Below are 15410 nucleotides of genomic sequence, written 5' to 3'. Positions count from 1 at the left end.
CAGCGACACGAGGAGTCTCACCATGGGTCGGTTCGACGGACGCATCGCGGTCATCACGGGGGCCGCGCGCGGCATCGGCTTCGGGACCGCCACTCGCTTCGCCGAGGAGGGCGCGTCGGTCGCGATCGTCGACCTCGACGAGACCGCCGCCGCCGACGCGGCCGGCCGCCTGCCGCTCACCGAGGGCGCCAAGGCCGTGGGCATCGGCGCCGACGTCAGCGACGCGGCCTCGGTCGACGCCGCGGTGGCGCGCGTCGTCGAGGAGCTCGGCGGCATCCACATCCTCGTCAACAACGCCGGGATCACCCGCGACAACCTGCTGTTCAAGATGACCGAGGACGACTGGGACCTGGTCATGGGGGTGCACCTCAAGGGCGCGTTCCTGATGACCAAGGCGGCCCAGAAGCACTTCGTCGAGCAGAAGTACGGCAAGATCCTCAACCTCTCCAGCGTCTCGGCGCTGGGCAACCGCGGCCAGGCCAACTACTCCGCGGCGAAGATGGGCATCCAGGGCTTCACCCGGACCCTCGGCATCGAGCTCGGCCCGTTCGGCATCAACGCCAACGCGATCGCGCCCGGCTTCATCGCCACCGAGATGACCGACGCCACCGCGGCCCGCCTGAAGATGGACGTCGAGGAGTTCCGTCGCCTCAACGCCGAGGCCAACCCGGTGCGCCGCGTCGGCTACCCCGAGGACATCGCGGCCGCCGCCGCGTTCCTGTGCAGCGACGAGGCGTCCTACATCACCGGCCAGACGCTGTACGTCGACGGCGGCGCCAAGCTCGGCTGACCGCAACACCCGGGCGCGCCTCCCAGGTCGGGGCCCGCCGCACGCAAGACTGAAGTCGAGTCGTTCACTACACGTTTGGAGTCACCTATGCGCTCTGCCCGCCTGCTCGCCAGCATCGTCGTCGCCGGTTCCCTGCTGCTCGCCGGCTGTGGGGGAGACGACAAGGGCGGCGGCAAGGACGAGCCGGAGGCCCAGGGGTCGAGCTCCCCCGAGGCGCCGGACACCTGGCCCCTGACGGGCCTGCAGGTGCCGAAGGGGCAGCAGGCCGAGCAGGAGCACCCGGTGATGGTGCTGAAGATGGACAACACCCCCTCCAGCGCGCCCCAGGTCGGGCTCGGCAAGGCCGACCTCGTGGTCGAGGAGCTCGTCGAGGGCGGGGTCACCCGCCTGGCGGCGTTCTACTACTCCACGATCCCCGGCGAGGTCGGCCCGGTGCGCTCCATGCGGGCCAGCGACATCGGCATCGTCGCCCCGGTCGACGCGGCCATGGTCACCAGCGGCGCCGCCCCGGTGACCATCGCGCGCATCAAGGACGCCGGGATCGACTTCTTCGCCGAGGGGGCCAAGGGCTTCTACCGTGAGGGCGGCCGCAGCGCGCCGTACAACCTCTTCACGGACATGAAGAAGACCGCGACCCTCGTGAAGCAGGACGCCGCCCGCCCCGACGACTACCTGCCGTGGGGCAAGGCCGCCGACCTGCCGAAGGGCCAGCCGGCCACCCGGATCGCGGCGAGCTTCTCCGGTGGGCACACCACCAACTGGGTCTTCCGCGACAAGGGCTACGTCAACGAGAACAGCTATGCCGCCGAGGGCGACGAGTTCCCGGCCGACACGGTGCTGGTGCTCCGGGTCAAGGTCGGCGACGCCGGCTACCGCGACCCGGCGGGCAACCCGGTGCCGGAGACCAAGTTCGAGGGCAAGGGCGCCGCGCTGCTCTTCCACCAGGGCCGCCTGGTCCGCGGGACCTGGTCCAAGAAGTCCCTCGAGGCCCCGCTGGAGCTCTCGACCAAGGCCGGCGAGCTGGTGGTCCCCGCCGGGCGCACCTTCATCGAGCTGGTCCCCGAGGGCAACGGCGGCGACGTCAGCTTCGAGTAGGGCCTCAGTCCTCGGCGAGGGCGTTGGGGAGCCGGACGTCGTTCTCGACGAGGATCTGGAAGCCCGAGAGGATGAAGCCGATCGCGGTCTCGACGCGCACGGCGGCGGCGACGGGGTCCTCGTCGCCGGAGACGGCCTCGCCGGCCGCGGACATGGCGCCGAAGAAGATCCGCGCGAAGGTCTGCTGCATGTCCTCGTCGAGCTCCCAGTTGCCGGCCGCGAGGACCGACTGCACGATGTCGAGGACGTTGGCGAAGGTGGAGCGCTCCTCCTGCTCGCGGTAGCGCTCGTAGCCCAGGACGGCCGGTCCCTCCTGGATCACGATGCGCCGGTAGCGCGGCTCCCGCACGACCTCGAGGTGCGCGCGCAGTCCCGCACGAGCCTTGTCCCAGGGGTCCTCGTGCCCGCGCAGCGCGTGGCGCACCGAGGTCGCGGCGTCGCTCTCGACCCGCTCGAAGACCGCCTCGAACAGCGCCTGCTTGCCGCTGAAGTGGTGGTAGAGCGCCCCCTTGGTGACCCGGGCGCCGGCGACGATCTGGTCCAGCGACGCCGCGGCGTAGCCGTGGTCGGTGAAGAGCGTCTCGGCGGCGTCGATCAGGGCCCGCTTGGTGGAGGCGGAGTACGCCGCCCGGCGGCCGGCCCCGACCGAGGGGACCTGGGGCACCATTTTGGAGACGGATCTGCTCACCCCTCGACCCTACGTGTGACCCCGGTCTCTGGTGGCCGGGATCACCCGTCGAGGTGAGGGGGGCGTGACGTGCTGCATGATGGGAGCATGACCGGCGTCGAGGCGGGGGTGCTCCTGGTCGCGACGCCTGCCCTGAACGACCCGAACTTCGCCGACAGCGTGGTCCTCGTCCTCGACGCCGATGACAGCGGCGTCCTGGGGGTCGTGCTCAACCGCCCCTCCGGCCTGCCGGTGGCCGAGGTCCTCGACGCGTGGCGCGACGTGGTGACCGAGCCGGACGTGCTGTTCCAAGGTGGCCCCGTGATGGCCGAGGGTGCCCTGGCGGTGGCGCTGCTCCACGGCTCGCACGAGCCCCCGGTGGGCTTCCGCGAGGTCACCGGCCAGCTCGGCCTGATCGACCTGGACACGCCGGTGGAGCTGCTCGGCGACAGCCTGGACGCGCTGCGGATCTTCGCCGGGTACGCCGGCTGGGGGGCCGGTCAGCTGGACGGCGAGATCGCCACCGGCAGCTGGTACGTCGTGCCGGCGCAGGCCGACGACGTGTTCCGCGAGGATCCCTCGGACCTGTGGCGCGACGTGCTGCGCCGCCAGCCCGGCGACCTCGCCTGGCACTCGACGCGCCCTGTCGACCCCGACCTCAACTAGCCCACTCGTGCCCCTGGTGCCGGGATAGGCGCGCCGATTGGGGACGTGACCTTCGTCGCTGTTTCGACCCTGGCTGAGCGGGGTAGCCGCCGCGACCCCGTGATCGGCGTCACGACAACCCCCCTGGGGGATTTGAGGCGAGTGCGGGAGCCTGGCTCACTCGTAGTGAAAGGCCGCCGACCCACGTCGGCGGCAGGTTCCACGAGAAAGCCAGTTCGTTGCGACTCAGCGTCATCCATCTCCTCCTGGGCTCGACCGTCGCGGTCGGTCTGCTCGGCACCACGTTCGCCCAGCCCGCCGCCGCCGCGAGCGCGCCGGCCGCCTCACCCGCGCCGGCCCTGCCGCCGTACGTCGTGCGCGAGGGGCACACGTTCACCCCCAAGCCCAAGATCAAGCGCTGGCACCTGCCGGTGACCGGCTACCGCCTCACCGGCCGCTTCGGCAACGCCGGCTCGATGTGGTCCAGCACCCACACCGGCCTGGACTTCGCTGCGCCGCTGGGCACGCCCGTCAGGGCCATCGAGCGCGGCAAGGTCACCTCGACCGCCTACGACGGCGCCTACGGCAACAAGACCGTCGTGACCCTGCCCGACGGCACCGAGGTCTGGTACTGCCACCAGGACACCCAGCGGGTCTCCGTGGGGCAGGGCGTCGCCGCCGGCGACGTGATCGGGACCGTGGGCAGCACCGGCAACTCCACCGGCCCCCACCTCCACCTCGAGGTCCGCCCCGGAGGCGGCGACCCGGTGGACCCCGAGCGGGCTCTCGCCGCCCACGGGCGGCGCGTGTGAGGTCGGTGTGCAGCCGGTGCCTCGGGGCATCGGCCCGGCGTTAGAGTTGGGGCCGTGACCTCCATCGGCTTCTCCACCACGACGGACCTCGACGTCGACCAGGACCGCCGTACCGTCCCGACGGACGAGGGTGACCACGAGCGGTTCTCGCACTACGTCGACAAGGACAAGCTCACCGAGGCCATGGTGATGGGCACCCCGGTCGTCGCGCTCTGCGGCAAGGTCTGGGTCCCCAGCCGTGCCCCCGAGAAGTTCCCCGTGTGCCCTGAGTGCAAGGACGCCTGGGAGAGCTTCAAGGACGAGGGCGAGTGACGGGCGGCGACCCCGAAGCCGCCGTCCACCTCACCCCCGCACTCACCCCGGCCTGGCCGGACCGTGCGGCCTGGGGCACCGCGCCGTCCCTGCGCGCCTGGCAGACCGCGGCGATGGCCGACTACCTCGAGCGCGCGCCGCGGGACTTCCTCGCGGTCGCGACGCCGGGAGCCGGCAAGACGACGTTCGCGCTGTCGGTCGCCTCGGAGCTGATCGGGCGGCGCATCGTCGACCGGATCATCGTGGTCGCGCCCACCGAGCACCTCAAGCTGCAGTGGGCGGAGGCGGCAGCCCGCGCCGGCATCCCGATCGACCCGACCTACTCGGCGGGGTCGGGCAAGATCTCCAGCGACTTCCTCGGAGTCGCGGTGACCTACGCCGGCGTGGCGGTCAACCCGCTCGCCATGCGCATCCGCACCGAGCGGTTCAAGACGCTGGTGATCCTCGACGAGGTTCACCACGCCGGCGACGCCCTGTCGTGGGGCGAGGGCGTGCGGGAGGCGTTCGAGCCCGCGTCGCGTCGCCTCGCGCTCACCGGCACGCCGTTCCGCTCGGACATCAACCCGATCCCGTTCGTCACCTACGCCCCCGGGCCCGACGGGGTGCCGCGCTCGGTCGCGGACTTCACCTACGGCTACGCGCAGGCGCTGGCCGACCACGTGGTGCGGCCGGTGCTCTTCCTGGCCTACTCCGGGGAGATGCAGTGGCGGACCCGGGCCGGTGACGAGATCGCCGTACGCCTGGGCGAGCCGCTCACCAAGGACCTCACCTCGCAGGCGCTGCGCACCGCCCTGGACCCCTCCGGCTCCTGGGTCCCGTCGGTGCTCGAGGCGGCCGACACCCGGCTCTCGGAGGTACGTCGCCACGTACCGGACGCCGGCGGGCTGGTGATCGCCACCGACCAGGAGTCGGCGCGCGCCTACGCCAAGATCCTCAAGCGGGTCAGTGGGGAGACACCGGCGCTCGTGCTGTCCGACGAGAAGGCGGCCTCGAAGAAGATCTCGAAGTTCGCCGCCGACGACTCCCGCTGGATGGTCGCGGTCCGGATGGTCTCCGAGGGCGTCGACGTGCCGCGGCTCGCGGTCGGCGTCTACGCCACGACGACCTCCACGCCGCTGTTCTTCGCCCAGGCCGTCGGCCGCTTCGTGCGCGCCCGCTCCCGCGGCGAGACGGCGTCGATCTTCGTCCCGTCGGTGCCGGCCCTGCTGGGCTTCGCCTCCGAGATGGAGGTCGAGCGCGACCACGTCCTCGGCCGCCGGGTCAACGACGAGGGCGACCTCTTCGCGGCCGAGAAGGAGCTGATGGCCCAGGCGGAGGCGACCCAGACGGAGGGCGAGGACGAGGGCCTGCCGTTCGAGGCGCTCGGCTCCGAGGCGCGTTTCGACCGGGTGCTCTACGACGGCGGCGAGTTCGGCCACGCCGGCGAGGTGCACGTGGGCTCCGAGGAGGAGATGGACTTCCTCGGGATCCCCGGCCTGCTCGAGCCCGGTCAGATGCGCGAGCTCCTCCAGCAGCGGCAGAGCGACCGAGCGCGCCAGCAGAAGCGGGTCGCGGTCGAGTCGGACACGGTGGCCGAGGTCTCGACCCACGAGCAGCTCGCGGTCCTGCGCCGCGAGCTCAACGGCCTGGTCGCGGCGTGGTACCACCGCACCGGGCAGGCCCACGGGATCACCCACGCCGCGCTCCGCAAGGAGTGCGGGGGGCCGGCCGCCGCGGTCGCCAACGCCGAGCAGCTCCACCTGCGCATCGACCGGCTGCGGGAGTGGGCGTCGCGCAAGTCGTCCTAGCAGCCCGGCCCACGGCGGCCGGGTCGTAGGCTCGGCGCCATGCCGGCCGAGACCTCCCAGACCCTCGACCGGGGGCTGCGCGTCCTGACCGTGCTCGCGTCCGCACCCGACGGGCTCACGATCACCGAGCTGGCGCTGCAGCTCGACGTCAACCGCACGGTCGTCTACCGGCTGGTGAGCACCCTCGAGCAGCACGCGCTCGTTCGTCGCAGCGCCCGCGGGCGGCTGCACGTCGGGCTCGGCATGCTGCACCTCGCCTCGGCCGTGCACCCGCTCGTGCGCGACGTCGCGGTCCCGGTCCTGCGCGCGCTGGCGGAGGCCGTCGGCTGCACGGCGCACCTCACGGTCGCCGAGGGCGACGAGGGGCTGGCCCTCGCGGTCGTGGAGCCGTCGTGGACCGACTTCCACGTCAGCTACCGGGTCGGCTCGCGGCACCCGCTCCACCAGGGCGCGGCCGGCAAGGCGATCCTCGCCGGTCGCGACGGCGACCTCGCGCCGTACGTCGTGACCGAGGGGGAGCTCCAGGCCGGCGCCCGGGGCCTGGCCGCCCCGCTGCCGGGCATCAAGGGGCTCGAGGCCAGCGTGGGCATCGTGACCCTCGGCGCCCTGGACGCGGGGGAGGTGGGCCCCCGGGTCGTCACCGCGGTCGAGGAGCTCACCGAGCGACTGGGCTGACCGGAACCGCTCAGTCGACCCGGCCGACCTGGCCGGCCAGCGGCAGCACCCGGTAGGGCACCTGGGTCGCCAGCGCCATCACGGTCGAGGCGCGCTGGACGCCGGAGGCCGCGACCACCCGGTCGATGACCCGCTGCAGGTCGGCGTTGGTGCGCGCGACGACGCGGCACCACAGGTCGCCGGCCCCGGTGATCGTGTAGGCCTCGAGCACCTCCGGCACCGCGGCGAGCTGCTCGGCCACCGCCTCGTGGCCCGCGGACTGGCTGATCTCCAGCGTGAGGAACGCCGTGACCGGGTAGCCCAGGGCCTCCGGGGCCAGGTCGGGTCCCCACCCGGTGACGATCCCGGAGCTCTCGAGCTTGTCGAGGCGGGCCTGGACGGTGCCGCGCGCCACGCCGAGCCGGCGCGAGGCCTCGAGCACGCCGACGCGCGGCTCGGCGGCGAACAGCTCGATCAGGTTGCGGTCGAGATCGTCCACGTGGACCTCCAGAACTGGTCAGATTGCTCAACTCTGTGACGTACTGTTGCACAGATTGTGTGCGAGCCCACACGCTGTGGCCATGACTCTCACCCCGGACGAGCTCAAGGCCGACCTCACCCTCGAGCAGCTCAAGGAGCTGGTGGGCCTGGTCGAGTACGACGCCAGCCGCGACGTCTTCCCGGTCACCGCCATGGACGCGGTCGGCTTCGTGGTCGGCAACGCGACCCAGACCGCGACCTTCTACCAGCTCGCGCTCGGCATGGAGCTGGAGGCCTACCGCGGCCCCGAGACGGGCACCCGGGACTCCAAGTCCTACGTGCTGCGCTCGGGCAGCGCGCGCTTCGTCTTCACCGGAGGCGTCACGCCCGACAGCCCGCTGCTGGAGCACCACCGTCGCCACGGCGACGGCGTCGTCGACCTGGCGCTCGAGGTGCCCGACGTGGACCGCTGCATCGAGCACGCCCGCGCGGTCGGGGCGCGGATCCTCGAGGAGCCGCACGACGTCACCGACGAGCACGGCACGGTCCGGCTCGCCGCGATCGCGACGTACGGCGAGACCCGGCACACGCTGGTCGACCGCGCCCGCTACTCCGGCCCCTACCTGCCCGGCTACGTCGCGCGCACCACCACCGTCGCGCGCCGCGAAGGCCACCCGAAGCGGCTGTTCCAGGCCGTCGACCACTGCGTCGGCAACGTCGAGCTCGGCCACATGGACGAGTGGGTGGAGTTCTACCACAAGGTCATGGGCTTCACGAACATGGCGGAGTTCATCGGCGACGACATCGCCACCGACTACTCCGCGCTGATGAGCAAGGTCGTCGCGAGCGGCAACCACCGCGTGAAGTTCCCGCTCAACGAGCCCGCGGTCGCCAAGAAGAAGTCGCAGATCGACGAGTACCTCGAGTTCTACGACGGCGCCGGCTGCCAGCACATCGCGCTGGCCACCAACGACATCCTGCGCTCGGTCGACATCCTGCGCGACCACGGCATCGAGTTCCTCGACACCCCCGACTCCTACTACGACGACCCGGAGCTGCGCGCGCGGATCGGTCAGGTGCGGGTGCCGATCGAGGAGCTGAAGAAGCGCAAGATCCTGGTCGACCGCGACGAGGACGGCTACCTCCTGCAGATCTTCACCAAGCCCATGGGCGACCGTCCCACGGTCTTCTACGAGTTCATCGAGCGCCACGGCTCCCTCGGCTTCGGCAAGGGCAACTTCAAGGCCCTCTTCGAGGCCATCGAGCGCGAGCAGGACGCCCGAGGCAACTTGTGAGCCCTGCGCGTCTCGAAATCTCATGCACCTGCGCGAAGGCATGATGTCCCCATGGCGACCTACGTGGCGTTCCTGAGGGCGATCAACCTCGGTGCGAACCGGAAGTTCCCGAAGGCCGCGATCGTCGCGGCCACCGAGGCAGCGGGCTTCGGCGACGTCGAGACCTACATCAACACCGGCAACGTCCGCTTCGGTACGGCGATGAGGTCGCGCGCGCGGATCGAGGCGGCCCTGGAGCAGGCCTATCGGGAGTCGCAGGGCTTCGAGGTGCCGACGATCCTGTTCACCCCGGCCGAGCTGCGTCGCGTGGCCGACGACGCCGACCGCCTCGCCGCGGACCACGCCGGCCGTCACTACGTCTCGCTGCTCAAGGACGAGCCGTCGGCCGCGACGGCTCGGGTGCTGGAGGAGCGCAGCACCGAGCAGGAGCGGGTGCACGTCGAGGGCCGGGCGGTGCACCTGCTCGTGGGGCAGAGCTACCTCGGGGCGAGCACGAACAACGTCGCGGTCGAGAGGCTGCTCGGCGTGGCCACCAACCGCAACGTCACGGTGATCAGGGCGCTGCGGGAGAAGTGGTGCTGACCCGCTGCAGGCGGCGCACCGAGCGCGAGGTGAGCGCCAGGGCGACGATCGCGGCGTAGCCGATGCCGCCCACGAGGATGACCTGCTGCACGCCGAACGCGGCGCCCAACGGGCCGAAGAGCAGCTGGCCCACGGGGATCGCGACGAACGAGCCGAGAGCGTCGTAGGAGTAGGCGCGCGAGAGCACGTCGTCGGGGATGTGCTCCTGCATCGCGAGGTTCCAGCCCAGGTTGAAGATCTCGGTGCCGGCGCCGGCCAGGACCATCACCGCCATGACGGCCGCGACCTGCGGGTACAGCCCCAGCATGAGCATCGGCAGTGACAGCGCGCCGATCCCGAGCATGCCGAAGAGCAGTGGGCGCTCCAGCCGGACGCGGCTCATCACCAGGGTCATGGCGAGCAGCCCGACGGCCTCGGCCGACAGGATCAGACCCCAGCCGCGCTCGCCGATGTCGCTCTGCTTGGCCAGGACCGGGCCGAGGGTGAAGATCGTGCCGGCGTGGATGGCGTTGAGCGCGGAGAAGGCGAGGACCACGACCCAGAGCCAGGTGGTTCCGCGAAAGACGGTCCACCCCTCCCGGAGCTCGACCATGATCGAGGGCTGGTCCTCACGTCGAGCGGGCGCGGGGATGTGCACGCGCAGCAGCAGCGCGGCGGCGCCGAGGTAGGAGACCCCGTCGACGGCCAGGGCCCAGCCTGGCCCGACGGTGACCACGAGGATGCCGGCGACCGACGGGCCGAGCACCGTCAGGGTCCCGCGCATCATCGAGATCAGCACGTTGGCCTGCTGCAGCTGCTCGCGGGGCACGAGCTGCGGCAGCACGCTGGCGAGCGCGGGGAAGCCCATGGCCGACGACGTACCGATCACTGCGGCGAGGCAGACGAGCTGCCACACCTGCGCATGGCCGCTGAGCACCAGCGCGGCCATGCCCAGCTGGCACAGGCCGGAGACGACGTTGGACGTCTGGATCACGAGCGTGCGCCCGAACCGGTCGGCCACGACGCCGCCGACGAGCAGGAACACCACCATGGGGATGCTCATCGCCGCCAGCACGGTGCCGAGCGCGCTGGGGGAGTCGCTCACCTCGAGCACGGCGAAGGCGAGGGCGACGCTCGCCATCGTCCCGCCGACCATGTTGACCAGTCGGGAGAGGAAGTACCAGCGGAAGTTCTGCTCGCGCAGGGGCGCGAGCGCCGGCGGGCGGCTCACGGCGTCATCCCGAACGCCGCGATGGTCAGGCCGACCGGGCGGGTGCCCTCGGCGCGCGGGGGCCTGGCCTCGGCGTGCACGAGCTCGGAGGCCTCCACGAGCAGGCGCATCGCCCGCTCCCAGACCTCGGTCTCCACCCAGAGCTCGGCGTCGGTGAAGTTGGCCTGCGTCGCGCCGTCGCGCAGCTCCATCCGGCGGACCATCTCGTGCGCCATCGTCCGGGCGTCCACCCCCCGGGCGTGCCCCGCGTGCTCCTCTTGGCGCCAGGGGTGCCGGTAGCGCTTGGCGACGCCGCCACGGATCCGCTCCTCGCCGGCCTCGACGATCTCCTCGGCGTCGAGCAGCACGCGCAGGTGGTAGGACGCGTTGGCGTGCGTGAGGCCCAGCTCCCGCGCCACCTCCGCCGCGCTGAGCTCGGAGCTGGTGAGCAGCGAGAGGATCCGCAGCCGGACCGGGTGTGCCGCGGCTCGCAGCGCCCGTACCTCGTCGTCGGACATATGACCTCCCAATGGTTATTGGGGAGTCTGGTCGACGACTGCCGCGACTGTCAAGCAGTTGTTGGGGGGTGGGTGGCGGTATCCAGCCCCCCGCCGCTACTCGCCGCGGAAGACCGGCCGCCGACCCTCGCCGAAGGCGCGCATGCCCTCGGCGGCGTCGGCGGTGCGCATGAGCAGGCTCTGGCCGGTGCGCTCGCGCTCGAGGGCCGGCTCGAGCTCGGTGAGCGTGGCGGCGTTGATGGCGCGCTTGGTGGCGGCCAGCGCGAGGGGCGGGCCGGCCGCGAGTCGCCGCACGATCCTCTCGACCACCGCCGGGAGGTCCTCGTCCGTCGCCAGGTGGGTGACCAGCCCGGTGTCGTAGGCCTCCCGCGCGGAGAGCGGCTCGGCGAGCAGCCCCATCCGCATCGCCCGGGCCCGGCCGATGGAGGCGGCGACGCTCGCCGAGGCGCCGCCGTCGGGCATGAAGCCGATCCGGGCGAAGGCCAGCAGGAAGGTCGCGGACTCCCCGGCGACCACGATGTCCGAGGCCAGCGCGACCGAGCAGCCGACGCCCGCGGCGATGCCGCCCACGGCCGCGACGACCGGCTTGTCGACGGCGACGACAGCGCGGATGATCCGGTTGGCCGCGTCCATGGCGCGTACGTCGAACCGCTCGTGGGCGTCCACGCCGGAGATGTCGGCGCCGGCGCTGAACGCGCCGCCCGCGCCGGCCAGGACCACGACCCGCACGTCGTCGCGTCCGACCGCCTCCTCGAGCAGCCGCGCCAGGTCGCCGGCCATCGTGGGACTCATCGCGTTCAGGACGTCGGGCCGGTCCATCGTGAGCCAGAGGGCGCCGTCGTCGAGGCGGACCTGCAGGTCCTTGTCTGAGGCCATGGCGGGAGTGTGCCACCATGGATCCGTGTCCGCTCCCAGTCCCGTCGAGGTCGAGCCAGACACCGAGAAGGACCTCGTTGCCGACGAGGTCACGGTCCTGGCCACGCCCTGGGTGACCGTCGTCTGGAACGATCCGGTCAACCTGATGTCCTACGTCACCTACGTGTTCCAGAAGTACTTCGGCTACGACAAGTCAAAGGCCGAGAAGCTGATGATGGAGGTCCACGAGGACGGCCGCTCGGTCGTCAGCACGGGCAGCCGCGAGGAGATGGAGCGCGACGTCCAGGCCATGCACGAGTACGGCCTGTGGGCCACTCTCCAGAAGTCCGAGTAGGGGTGAGCGGCTTCACGCGGCACCGGCGCAGCAGGCTGGTCATCGCGAACTTCACCGGCTTCGAGGCCGACCTGCTGCGCTCCCTGGCCTCCCAGCTGGTCGAGCTCCTGCGCAACGAGTCCGCCGTACCCCGCGCGGACCAGGACCCGTTCGAGGCGATGATGGACTTCTCCGGCCCCACCACGGAGCCCGAGGACCCGGTCCTGGCGCGGCTGTTCCCGACGGCCTACCCCGCCGACGAGGAGGCGGCCGCGGAGTTCCGGCGGTTCACCGAGGGCGCCCTGCGCGACGGCAAGGCCGCCGCCGCCTGCACCGTGATCGACACCCTAGAGGAGGCCGGGCTGCCCGAGCAGCTCACCGAGGACGGGCTGATGATCGACGTCGAGCTCGACGAGCCGACCGCCGAGACCTGGATGCGCTCCTTCACCGACGTCCGGCTCGCGCTCGCCAGCCGGCTGGGGATCGAGGACGGCGACGAGGCGTACTGGTACGAGCTGCCCGAGGAGGACCCGCGCTCTCAGGCACACGACATCTACGAGTGGGTGGGCTACCTCCAGGAGACCTTGGTCGACGCGCTCAGCCGCTGATGGGCGAGGATCGGGGGCATGCCGATCCCACCCTTCGTCCTCGAGCTGCGCGCGATGGTCGGCGACCACCAGCTCTGGCTGCCCGGCGTCACCGCGGTCATCGTCCGCGACGACCACCTGCTGCTCACGCTGCGTGCCGACAACGGCCAGTGGGCCCCGGTGACGGGCATCGTGGACCCGGGTGAGGAGCCCGGGGTCGCGGCGCGTCGCGAGGCCCTGGAGGAGACCGGCGTGGAGGTCAGCGTCGACCGTCTCGCGTCCGTGAGCGTCAGTCCGCCGATCACGCACGCCAACGGGGACAAGGGCATCTATCTCGACCTGACCTTCGCCTGCACCTGGCTCGCCGGCGAGGCCCGCGTCGGCGACGACGAGAACACCGACGTCCGGTGGTGGCCGCTCGATGGGCTCCCGGAGATGAGCCCGTGGCTGATCAGCCGCATCGAGGCCGGGCTGTCGGATGAGACCGGGGCCCGGTTCGTCTCCTGAGCCCTCTACCCTGGAGCGGTGCTGACCATCCTCCAGGCGACGTACGACGCGATCGTCGCGCACGCCAAGCGGGACCACCCCGACGAGGCCTGCGGCATCGTCGCGGGCCCCGAGGGCAGCGACCGTCCCGAGCGGCTCGTGGAGATGGTCAACGCCGCCGGCAGCCCGACGTTCTATGAGTTCGACTCCACGGACCTGCTGCGGCTCTACCGCGACATGGACGCGCGGGACGAGGAGCCCGTGGTGATCTACCACTCGCACACCGCCACCGAGGCCTACCCGAGCCGCACCGACATCGGCCTGGCGCAGGAGCCGAACGCCCACTATGTGCTGGTCAGCACGCGCGAGCACGGGAATAACGACGGCGCCGTGGAGTTCAGGTCCTACAGGATCATCGACGGCGACGTGACCGAGGAAGAGGTCGTCGTCGTCCCCCAGCTCACCACCATCTGATCGTCGAACAGCACCTCCCGAGGAGTCTCACCCATGGCCATCGAGGTCCGGATCCCCACCATCCTGCGCACCTACACCGACGGCGAGAAGGCCGTCACCGGTGAGGGCGCGAGCCTGAGCGCGCTGATCGACGACCTCGAGGCGAGCCACCCCGGGATCAAGGACCGGCTGCTCGATGACGGCGACCTGCGCCGTTTCGTCAACGTCTACATCAACGACGAGGACGTCCGCTTCATCGGCGGCCTGGAGGCCACGCTCAGCGACGGCGACCAGGTCGTCGTGCTCCCCGCGGTCGCCGGGGGCTGACCTCCGTGCCGGGCCGTCGTACGTTCGTCCTCGTCGACGGGGAGAACATCGACGCCACGCTCGGCAACTCCCTCCTGGGCCGGCGGCCACTGCCCGAGGAACGCCCGCGCTGGGAGCGCGTCACGGCGTACGCCGAGGCCGAGTGGGGCCAGCCCGTCGTCGGGCTGTTCTTCCTCAACGCCTCCAACGGACAGCTGCCCGGCAGCTTCATCCAGGCGCTGCTGGCCATGGACTACCGGCCGATCCCGCTGGCCGGGCGCAGCGACCAGAAGGTCGTGGACGTCGGCATCCAGCGCACCCTCGAGGCCCTGGTCGGTCACGACGACGACGTGCTGCTCGTCAGCCACGACGCCGACTTCGCGCCGCAGATGTCGCAGCTGCTCGGCGGCGAGCGCCGCGTCGGGGTGGTCGGGCTCGACGAGTACGTCAGCATCCAGTACTCCGACCTCGACATCGAGATCCACGACCTCGAGGACGACGTCCACGCCTTCAACGTGCCGCTGCCGCGCGTGCGGATCATCGACCTCGAGGACTTCGACCCCGAGCGCTTCCTGCGCTAGCCGCTCCGCCACACCGAAGGGCATCCTGAGAACCATGCGCTACGACAACCTGCTGGCCTCGGTCGGCAACACGCCGCTCGTCGGCCTCCCGCGGCTGTCGCCGAGCCCCGACGTGCGTCTGTGGGCCAAGCTCGAGGACCGCAACCCCACCGGCTCGATCAAGGACCGCCCCGCCCTGAAGATGATCGAGGAGGCGGAGAAGGACGGCCTGCTGCGCCCCGGCTGCACCATCCTCGAGCCGACCTCGGGCAACACCGGCATCTCGCTGGCCATGGCCGCCAAGCTCAAGGGCTACCGCATCGTGTGCGTCATGCCCGAGAACACCTCGGAGGAGCGCCGCCAGCTGCTGCGGATGTGGGGCGCCGAGATCATCTCCTCGCCGGCCGCCGGCGGGTCCAACGAGGCCGTGCGCGTGGCCAAGCAGGTCGCCGCCGAGCACCCCGACTGGGTGATGCTCTACCAGTACGGCAACGACGCCAACGCCCTCGCGCACCAGGAGGGGACGGGCCCGGAGCTGCTCGCCGACCTGCCGTCGATCACGCACTTCGTCGCTGGGCTGGGCACCACCGGGACGCTCATGGGCGTCAGCCGGTACTTCCGCGAGGCCAAGCCCGAGGTCCGCATCGTCGCCGCGGAGCCCCGCTACGGCGAGCTCGTCTACGGGCTGCGCAACCTCGACGAGGGCTTCGTCCCCGAGCTGTACGACGCCTCGCTCATCGACTCCCGCTTCTCGGTCGGCCCGCGCGACGCCGTGCGTCGCGTGCGTGAGCTGCTGGAGCTCGAGGGCATCTTCGCGGGGATCTCCACCGGGGCGATCCTGCACGCGGCGCTCGGTCAGGCGGCCAAGGCGGTCAAGGCCGGCGAGAGCGCGGACATCGCGTTCGTCGTCTGCGACGGCGGCTGGAAGTACCTCTCCACCGGTGCCTACGAGGGCACCGTCGACGAGGCCGAGGACCGTCTCGAGGGCCAGCTCTGGGCGTGA

At 71.5% G+C, this 15410-nt stretch carries 21 protein-coding genes; 16 read left to right on the top strand and 5 right to left on the bottom strand.

The annotated features are described in order from the left end of the window. The first annotated feature begins 22 nt into the window (after positions 1-22). Positions 23-790: an SDR family NAD(P)-dependent oxidoreductase gene (locus tag LQ940_RS16970; RefSeq protein WP_231244745.1), complete on the top strand. Its 768-nt coding sequence runs from the start codon at positions 23-25 to the stop codon at positions 788-790. A gap of 87 nt (positions 791-877) precedes the next feature. Next, positions 878-1885 carry a DUF3048 domain-containing protein gene (locus tag LQ940_RS16965; protein WP_231244746.1) on the top strand — a complete coding sequence of 336 codons (1008 nt, stop codon included), beginning with the start codon at positions 878-880 and terminating at the stop codon, positions 1883-1885. A gap of 4 nt (positions 1886-1889) precedes the next feature. Here the strand turns inward: LQ940_RS16965 and LQ940_RS16960 are convergent, their stop codons facing one another. Next, the gene (locus LQ940_RS16960) at positions 1890-2552 is read right to left on the bottom strand and encodes a TetR/AcrR family transcriptional regulator (RefSeq protein WP_231365041.1); all 663 of its coding nucleotides are present in this window, start codon (positions 2550-2552) and stop codon (positions 1890-1892) included. 108 nt (positions 2553-2660) lie between these two features. Between LQ940_RS16960 and LQ940_RS16955 the strand changes: the two genes are divergently transcribed. The 5 genes from LQ940_RS16955 to LQ940_RS16935 all read left to right on the top strand — a co-directional run bounded on the left by LQ940_RS16955 (position 2661) and on the right by LQ940_RS16935 (position 6783). After that, complete coding sequence (locus LQ940_RS16955) at positions 2661-3218, top strand: YqgE/AlgH family protein (protein WP_231244748.1); 558 nt, start codon at positions 2661-2663, stop codon at positions 3216-3218. A 218-nt stretch (positions 3219-3436) separates the two neighbouring features. Then, positions 3437-4009 (top strand): M23 family metallopeptidase, encoded by a 573-nt coding sequence (locus LQ940_RS16950; RefSeq protein ID WP_231244749.1) that lies wholly within the window; start codon positions 3437-3439, stop codon positions 4007-4009. 63 nt (positions 4010-4072) lie between these two features. After that, a complete protein-coding gene (locus tag LQ940_RS16945) occupies positions 4073-4321 on the top strand; it encodes a DUF3039 domain-containing protein (RefSeq protein ID WP_231244788.1) in 249 nt (82 codons plus the stop codon). Then, positions 4318-6108 (top strand): DEAD/DEAH box helicase, encoded by a 1791-nt coding sequence (locus LQ940_RS16940; RefSeq protein WP_269217216.1) that lies wholly within the window; start codon positions 4318-4320, stop codon positions 6106-6108. The genes LQ940_RS16945 and LQ940_RS16940 overlap by 4 nt, the downstream gene beginning before the upstream one ends. 39 nt (positions 6109-6147) lie before the next feature. Next, entirely contained in the window at positions 6148-6783 is a 636-nt protein-coding gene (locus tag LQ940_RS16935) for an IclR family transcriptional regulator (RefSeq protein WP_231244750.1), read from the top strand. A gap of 10 nt (positions 6784-6793) precedes the next feature. Here LQ940_RS16935 and LQ940_RS16930 read toward each other — a convergent pair whose 3' ends face one another. Beyond that, a complete protein-coding gene (locus LQ940_RS16930; protein WP_231244751.1) occupies positions 6794-7261 on the bottom strand; it encodes an Lrp/AsnC family transcriptional regulator in 468 nt (155 codons plus the stop codon). A gap of 82 nt (positions 7262-7343) precedes the next feature. Between LQ940_RS16930 and hppD the strand changes: the two genes are divergently transcribed. Both hppD and LQ940_RS16920 read left to right on the top strand, forming a co-directional pair. Continuing rightward, positions 7344-8537 carry a 4-hydroxyphenylpyruvate dioxygenase gene (gene hppD / locus LQ940_RS16925; protein ID WP_231244752.1) on the top strand — a complete coding sequence of 398 codons (1194 nt, stop codon included), beginning with the start codon at positions 7344-7346 and terminating at the stop codon, positions 8535-8537. 51 nt (positions 8538-8588) lie between these two features. After that, a complete protein-coding gene (locus LQ940_RS16920; RefSeq protein ID WP_231244753.1) occupies positions 8589-9119 on the top strand; it encodes a DUF1697 domain-containing protein in 531 nt (176 codons plus the stop codon). Here LQ940_RS16920 and LQ940_RS16915 read toward each other — a convergent pair. The 3 genes from LQ940_RS16915 to LQ940_RS16905 form a co-directional block, all read right to left on the bottom strand. Continuing rightward, on the bottom strand, positions 9091-10329 hold the full coding sequence (locus LQ940_RS16915; protein ID WP_231244754.1) for an MFS transporter: 1239 nt from the start codon (positions 10327-10329) through the stop codon (positions 9091-9093). The two genes, LQ940_RS16920 and LQ940_RS16915, sit on opposite strands and share 29 nt — an antisense overlap. Further along, positions 10326-10826 (bottom strand): winged helix-turn-helix domain-containing protein, encoded by a 501-nt coding sequence (locus LQ940_RS16910; protein ID WP_231244755.1) that lies wholly within the window; start codon positions 10824-10826, stop codon positions 10326-10328. Before LQ940_RS16910 ends, LQ940_RS16915 begins: the two co-directional genes overlap by 4 nt. A 96-nt stretch (positions 10827-10922) precedes the next feature. Beyond that, positions 10923-11702: an enoyl-CoA hydratase-related protein gene (locus tag LQ940_RS16905; protein ID WP_231244756.1), complete on the bottom strand. Its 780-nt coding sequence runs from the start codon at positions 11700-11702 to the stop codon at positions 10923-10925. Positions 11703-11727: 25 nt separating this feature from the next. Between LQ940_RS16905 and clpS the strand changes: the two genes are divergently transcribed. Genes clpS through LQ940_RS16870 form a run of 7 tightly spaced genes read left to right on the top strand, consistent with a single transcriptional unit; the run spans position 11728 to position 15410 of the window. Then, the gene (gene clpS, locus LQ940_RS16900; RefSeq protein WP_331275724.1) at positions 11728-12036 is read left to right on the top strand and encodes an ATP-dependent Clp protease adapter ClpS; all 309 of its coding nucleotides are present in this window, start codon (positions 11728-11730) and stop codon (positions 12034-12036) included. Positions 12037-12038: 2 nt separating this feature from the next. Further along, positions 12039-12623 carry a DUF2017 domain-containing protein gene (locus LQ940_RS16895; protein ID WP_231244757.1) on the top strand — a complete coding sequence of 195 codons (585 nt, stop codon included), beginning with the start codon at positions 12039-12041 and terminating at the stop codon, positions 12621-12623. An 18-nt stretch (positions 12624-12641) separates the two neighbouring features. Next, a complete protein-coding gene (locus tag LQ940_RS16890) occupies positions 12642-13109 on the top strand; it encodes an NUDIX hydrolase (RefSeq protein ID WP_231244758.1) in 468 nt (155 codons plus the stop codon). 18 nt (positions 13110-13127) lie between these two features. Continuing rightward, positions 13128-13562: a Mov34/MPN/PAD-1 family protein gene (locus LQ940_RS16885; RefSeq protein WP_231244759.1), complete on the top strand. Its 435-nt coding sequence runs from the start codon at positions 13128-13130 to the stop codon at positions 13560-13562. A 33-nt stretch (positions 13563-13595) separates the two neighbouring features. Next, on the top strand, positions 13596-13868 hold the full coding sequence (locus LQ940_RS16880; RefSeq protein WP_231244760.1) for a MoaD/ThiS family protein: 273 nt from the start codon (positions 13596-13598) through the stop codon (positions 13866-13868). Between the two features lie 5 nt (positions 13869-13873). Continuing rightward, on the top strand, positions 13874-14428 hold the full coding sequence (locus tag LQ940_RS16875) for an NYN domain-containing protein (RefSeq protein ID WP_231244761.1): 555 nt from the start codon (positions 13874-13876) through the stop codon (positions 14426-14428). A 34-nt stretch (positions 14429-14462) separates the two neighbouring features. Next, the gene (locus LQ940_RS16870; RefSeq protein WP_231244762.1) at positions 14463-15410 is read left to right on the top strand and encodes a PLP-dependent cysteine synthase family protein; all 948 of its coding nucleotides are present in this window, start codon (positions 14463-14465) and stop codon (positions 15408-15410) included.

It is taken from the genome of Nocardioides sp. cx-173, assembly GCF_021117365.1.
Classification (GTDB): Bacteria; Actinomycetota; Actinomycetes; order Propionibacteriales; family Nocardioidaceae; genus Nocardioides.
This window is presented reverse-complemented; position numbering and strand designations above follow the sequence as displayed.

Bases quoted from the DNA above. Each gene is read 5' to 3' on its own strand.
- LQ940_RS16960 (WP_231365041.1), bottom strand. From the start codon at position 2,552: ATGGTGCCCCAGGTCCCCTCGGTCGGGGCCGGCCGCCGGGCGGCGTAC.
- LQ940_RS16935 (WP_231244750.1), top strand. From the start codon at position 6,148: ATGCCGGCCGAGACCTCCCAGACCCTCGACCGGGGGCTGCGCGTCCTG.
- LQ940_RS16970 (WP_231244745.1), top strand. From the start codon at position 23: ATGGGTCGGTTCGACGGACGCATCGCGGTCATCACGGGGGCCGCGCGC.
- LQ940_RS16880 (WP_231244760.1), top strand. From the start codon at position 13,596: ATGGCCATCGAGGTCCGGATCCCCACCATCCTGCGCACCTACACCGAC.
- hppD (WP_231244752.1), top strand. From the start codon at position 7,344: ATGACTCTCACCCCGGACGAGCTCAAGGCCGACCTCACCCTCGAGCAG.
- LQ940_RS16965 (WP_231244746.1), top strand. From the start codon at position 878: ATGCGCTCTGCCCGCCTGCTCGCCAGCATCGTCGTCGCCGGTTCCCTG.
- LQ940_RS16870 (WP_231244762.1), top strand. From the start codon at position 14,463: ATGCGCTACGACAACCTGCTGGCCTCGGTCGGCAACACGCCGCTCGTC.
- LQ940_RS16910 (WP_231244755.1), bottom strand. From the start codon at position 10,826: ATGTCCGACGACGAGGTACGGGCGCTGCGAGCCGCGGCACACCCGGTC.
- LQ940_RS16920 (WP_231244753.1), top strand. From the start codon at position 8,589: ATGGCGACCTACGTGGCGTTCCTGAGGGCGATCAACCTCGGTGCGAAC.
- LQ940_RS16955 (WP_231244748.1), top strand. From the start codon at position 2,661: ATGACCGGCGTCGAGGCGGGGGTGCTCCTGGTCGCGACGCCTGCCCTG.
- LQ940_RS16905 (WP_231244756.1), bottom strand. From the start codon at position 11,702: ATGGCCTCAGACAAGGACCTGCAGGTCCGCCTCGACGACGGCGCCCTC.
- LQ940_RS16890 (WP_231244758.1), top strand. From the start codon at position 12,642: ATGCCGATCCCACCCTTCGTCCTCGAGCTGCGCGCGATGGTCGGCGAC.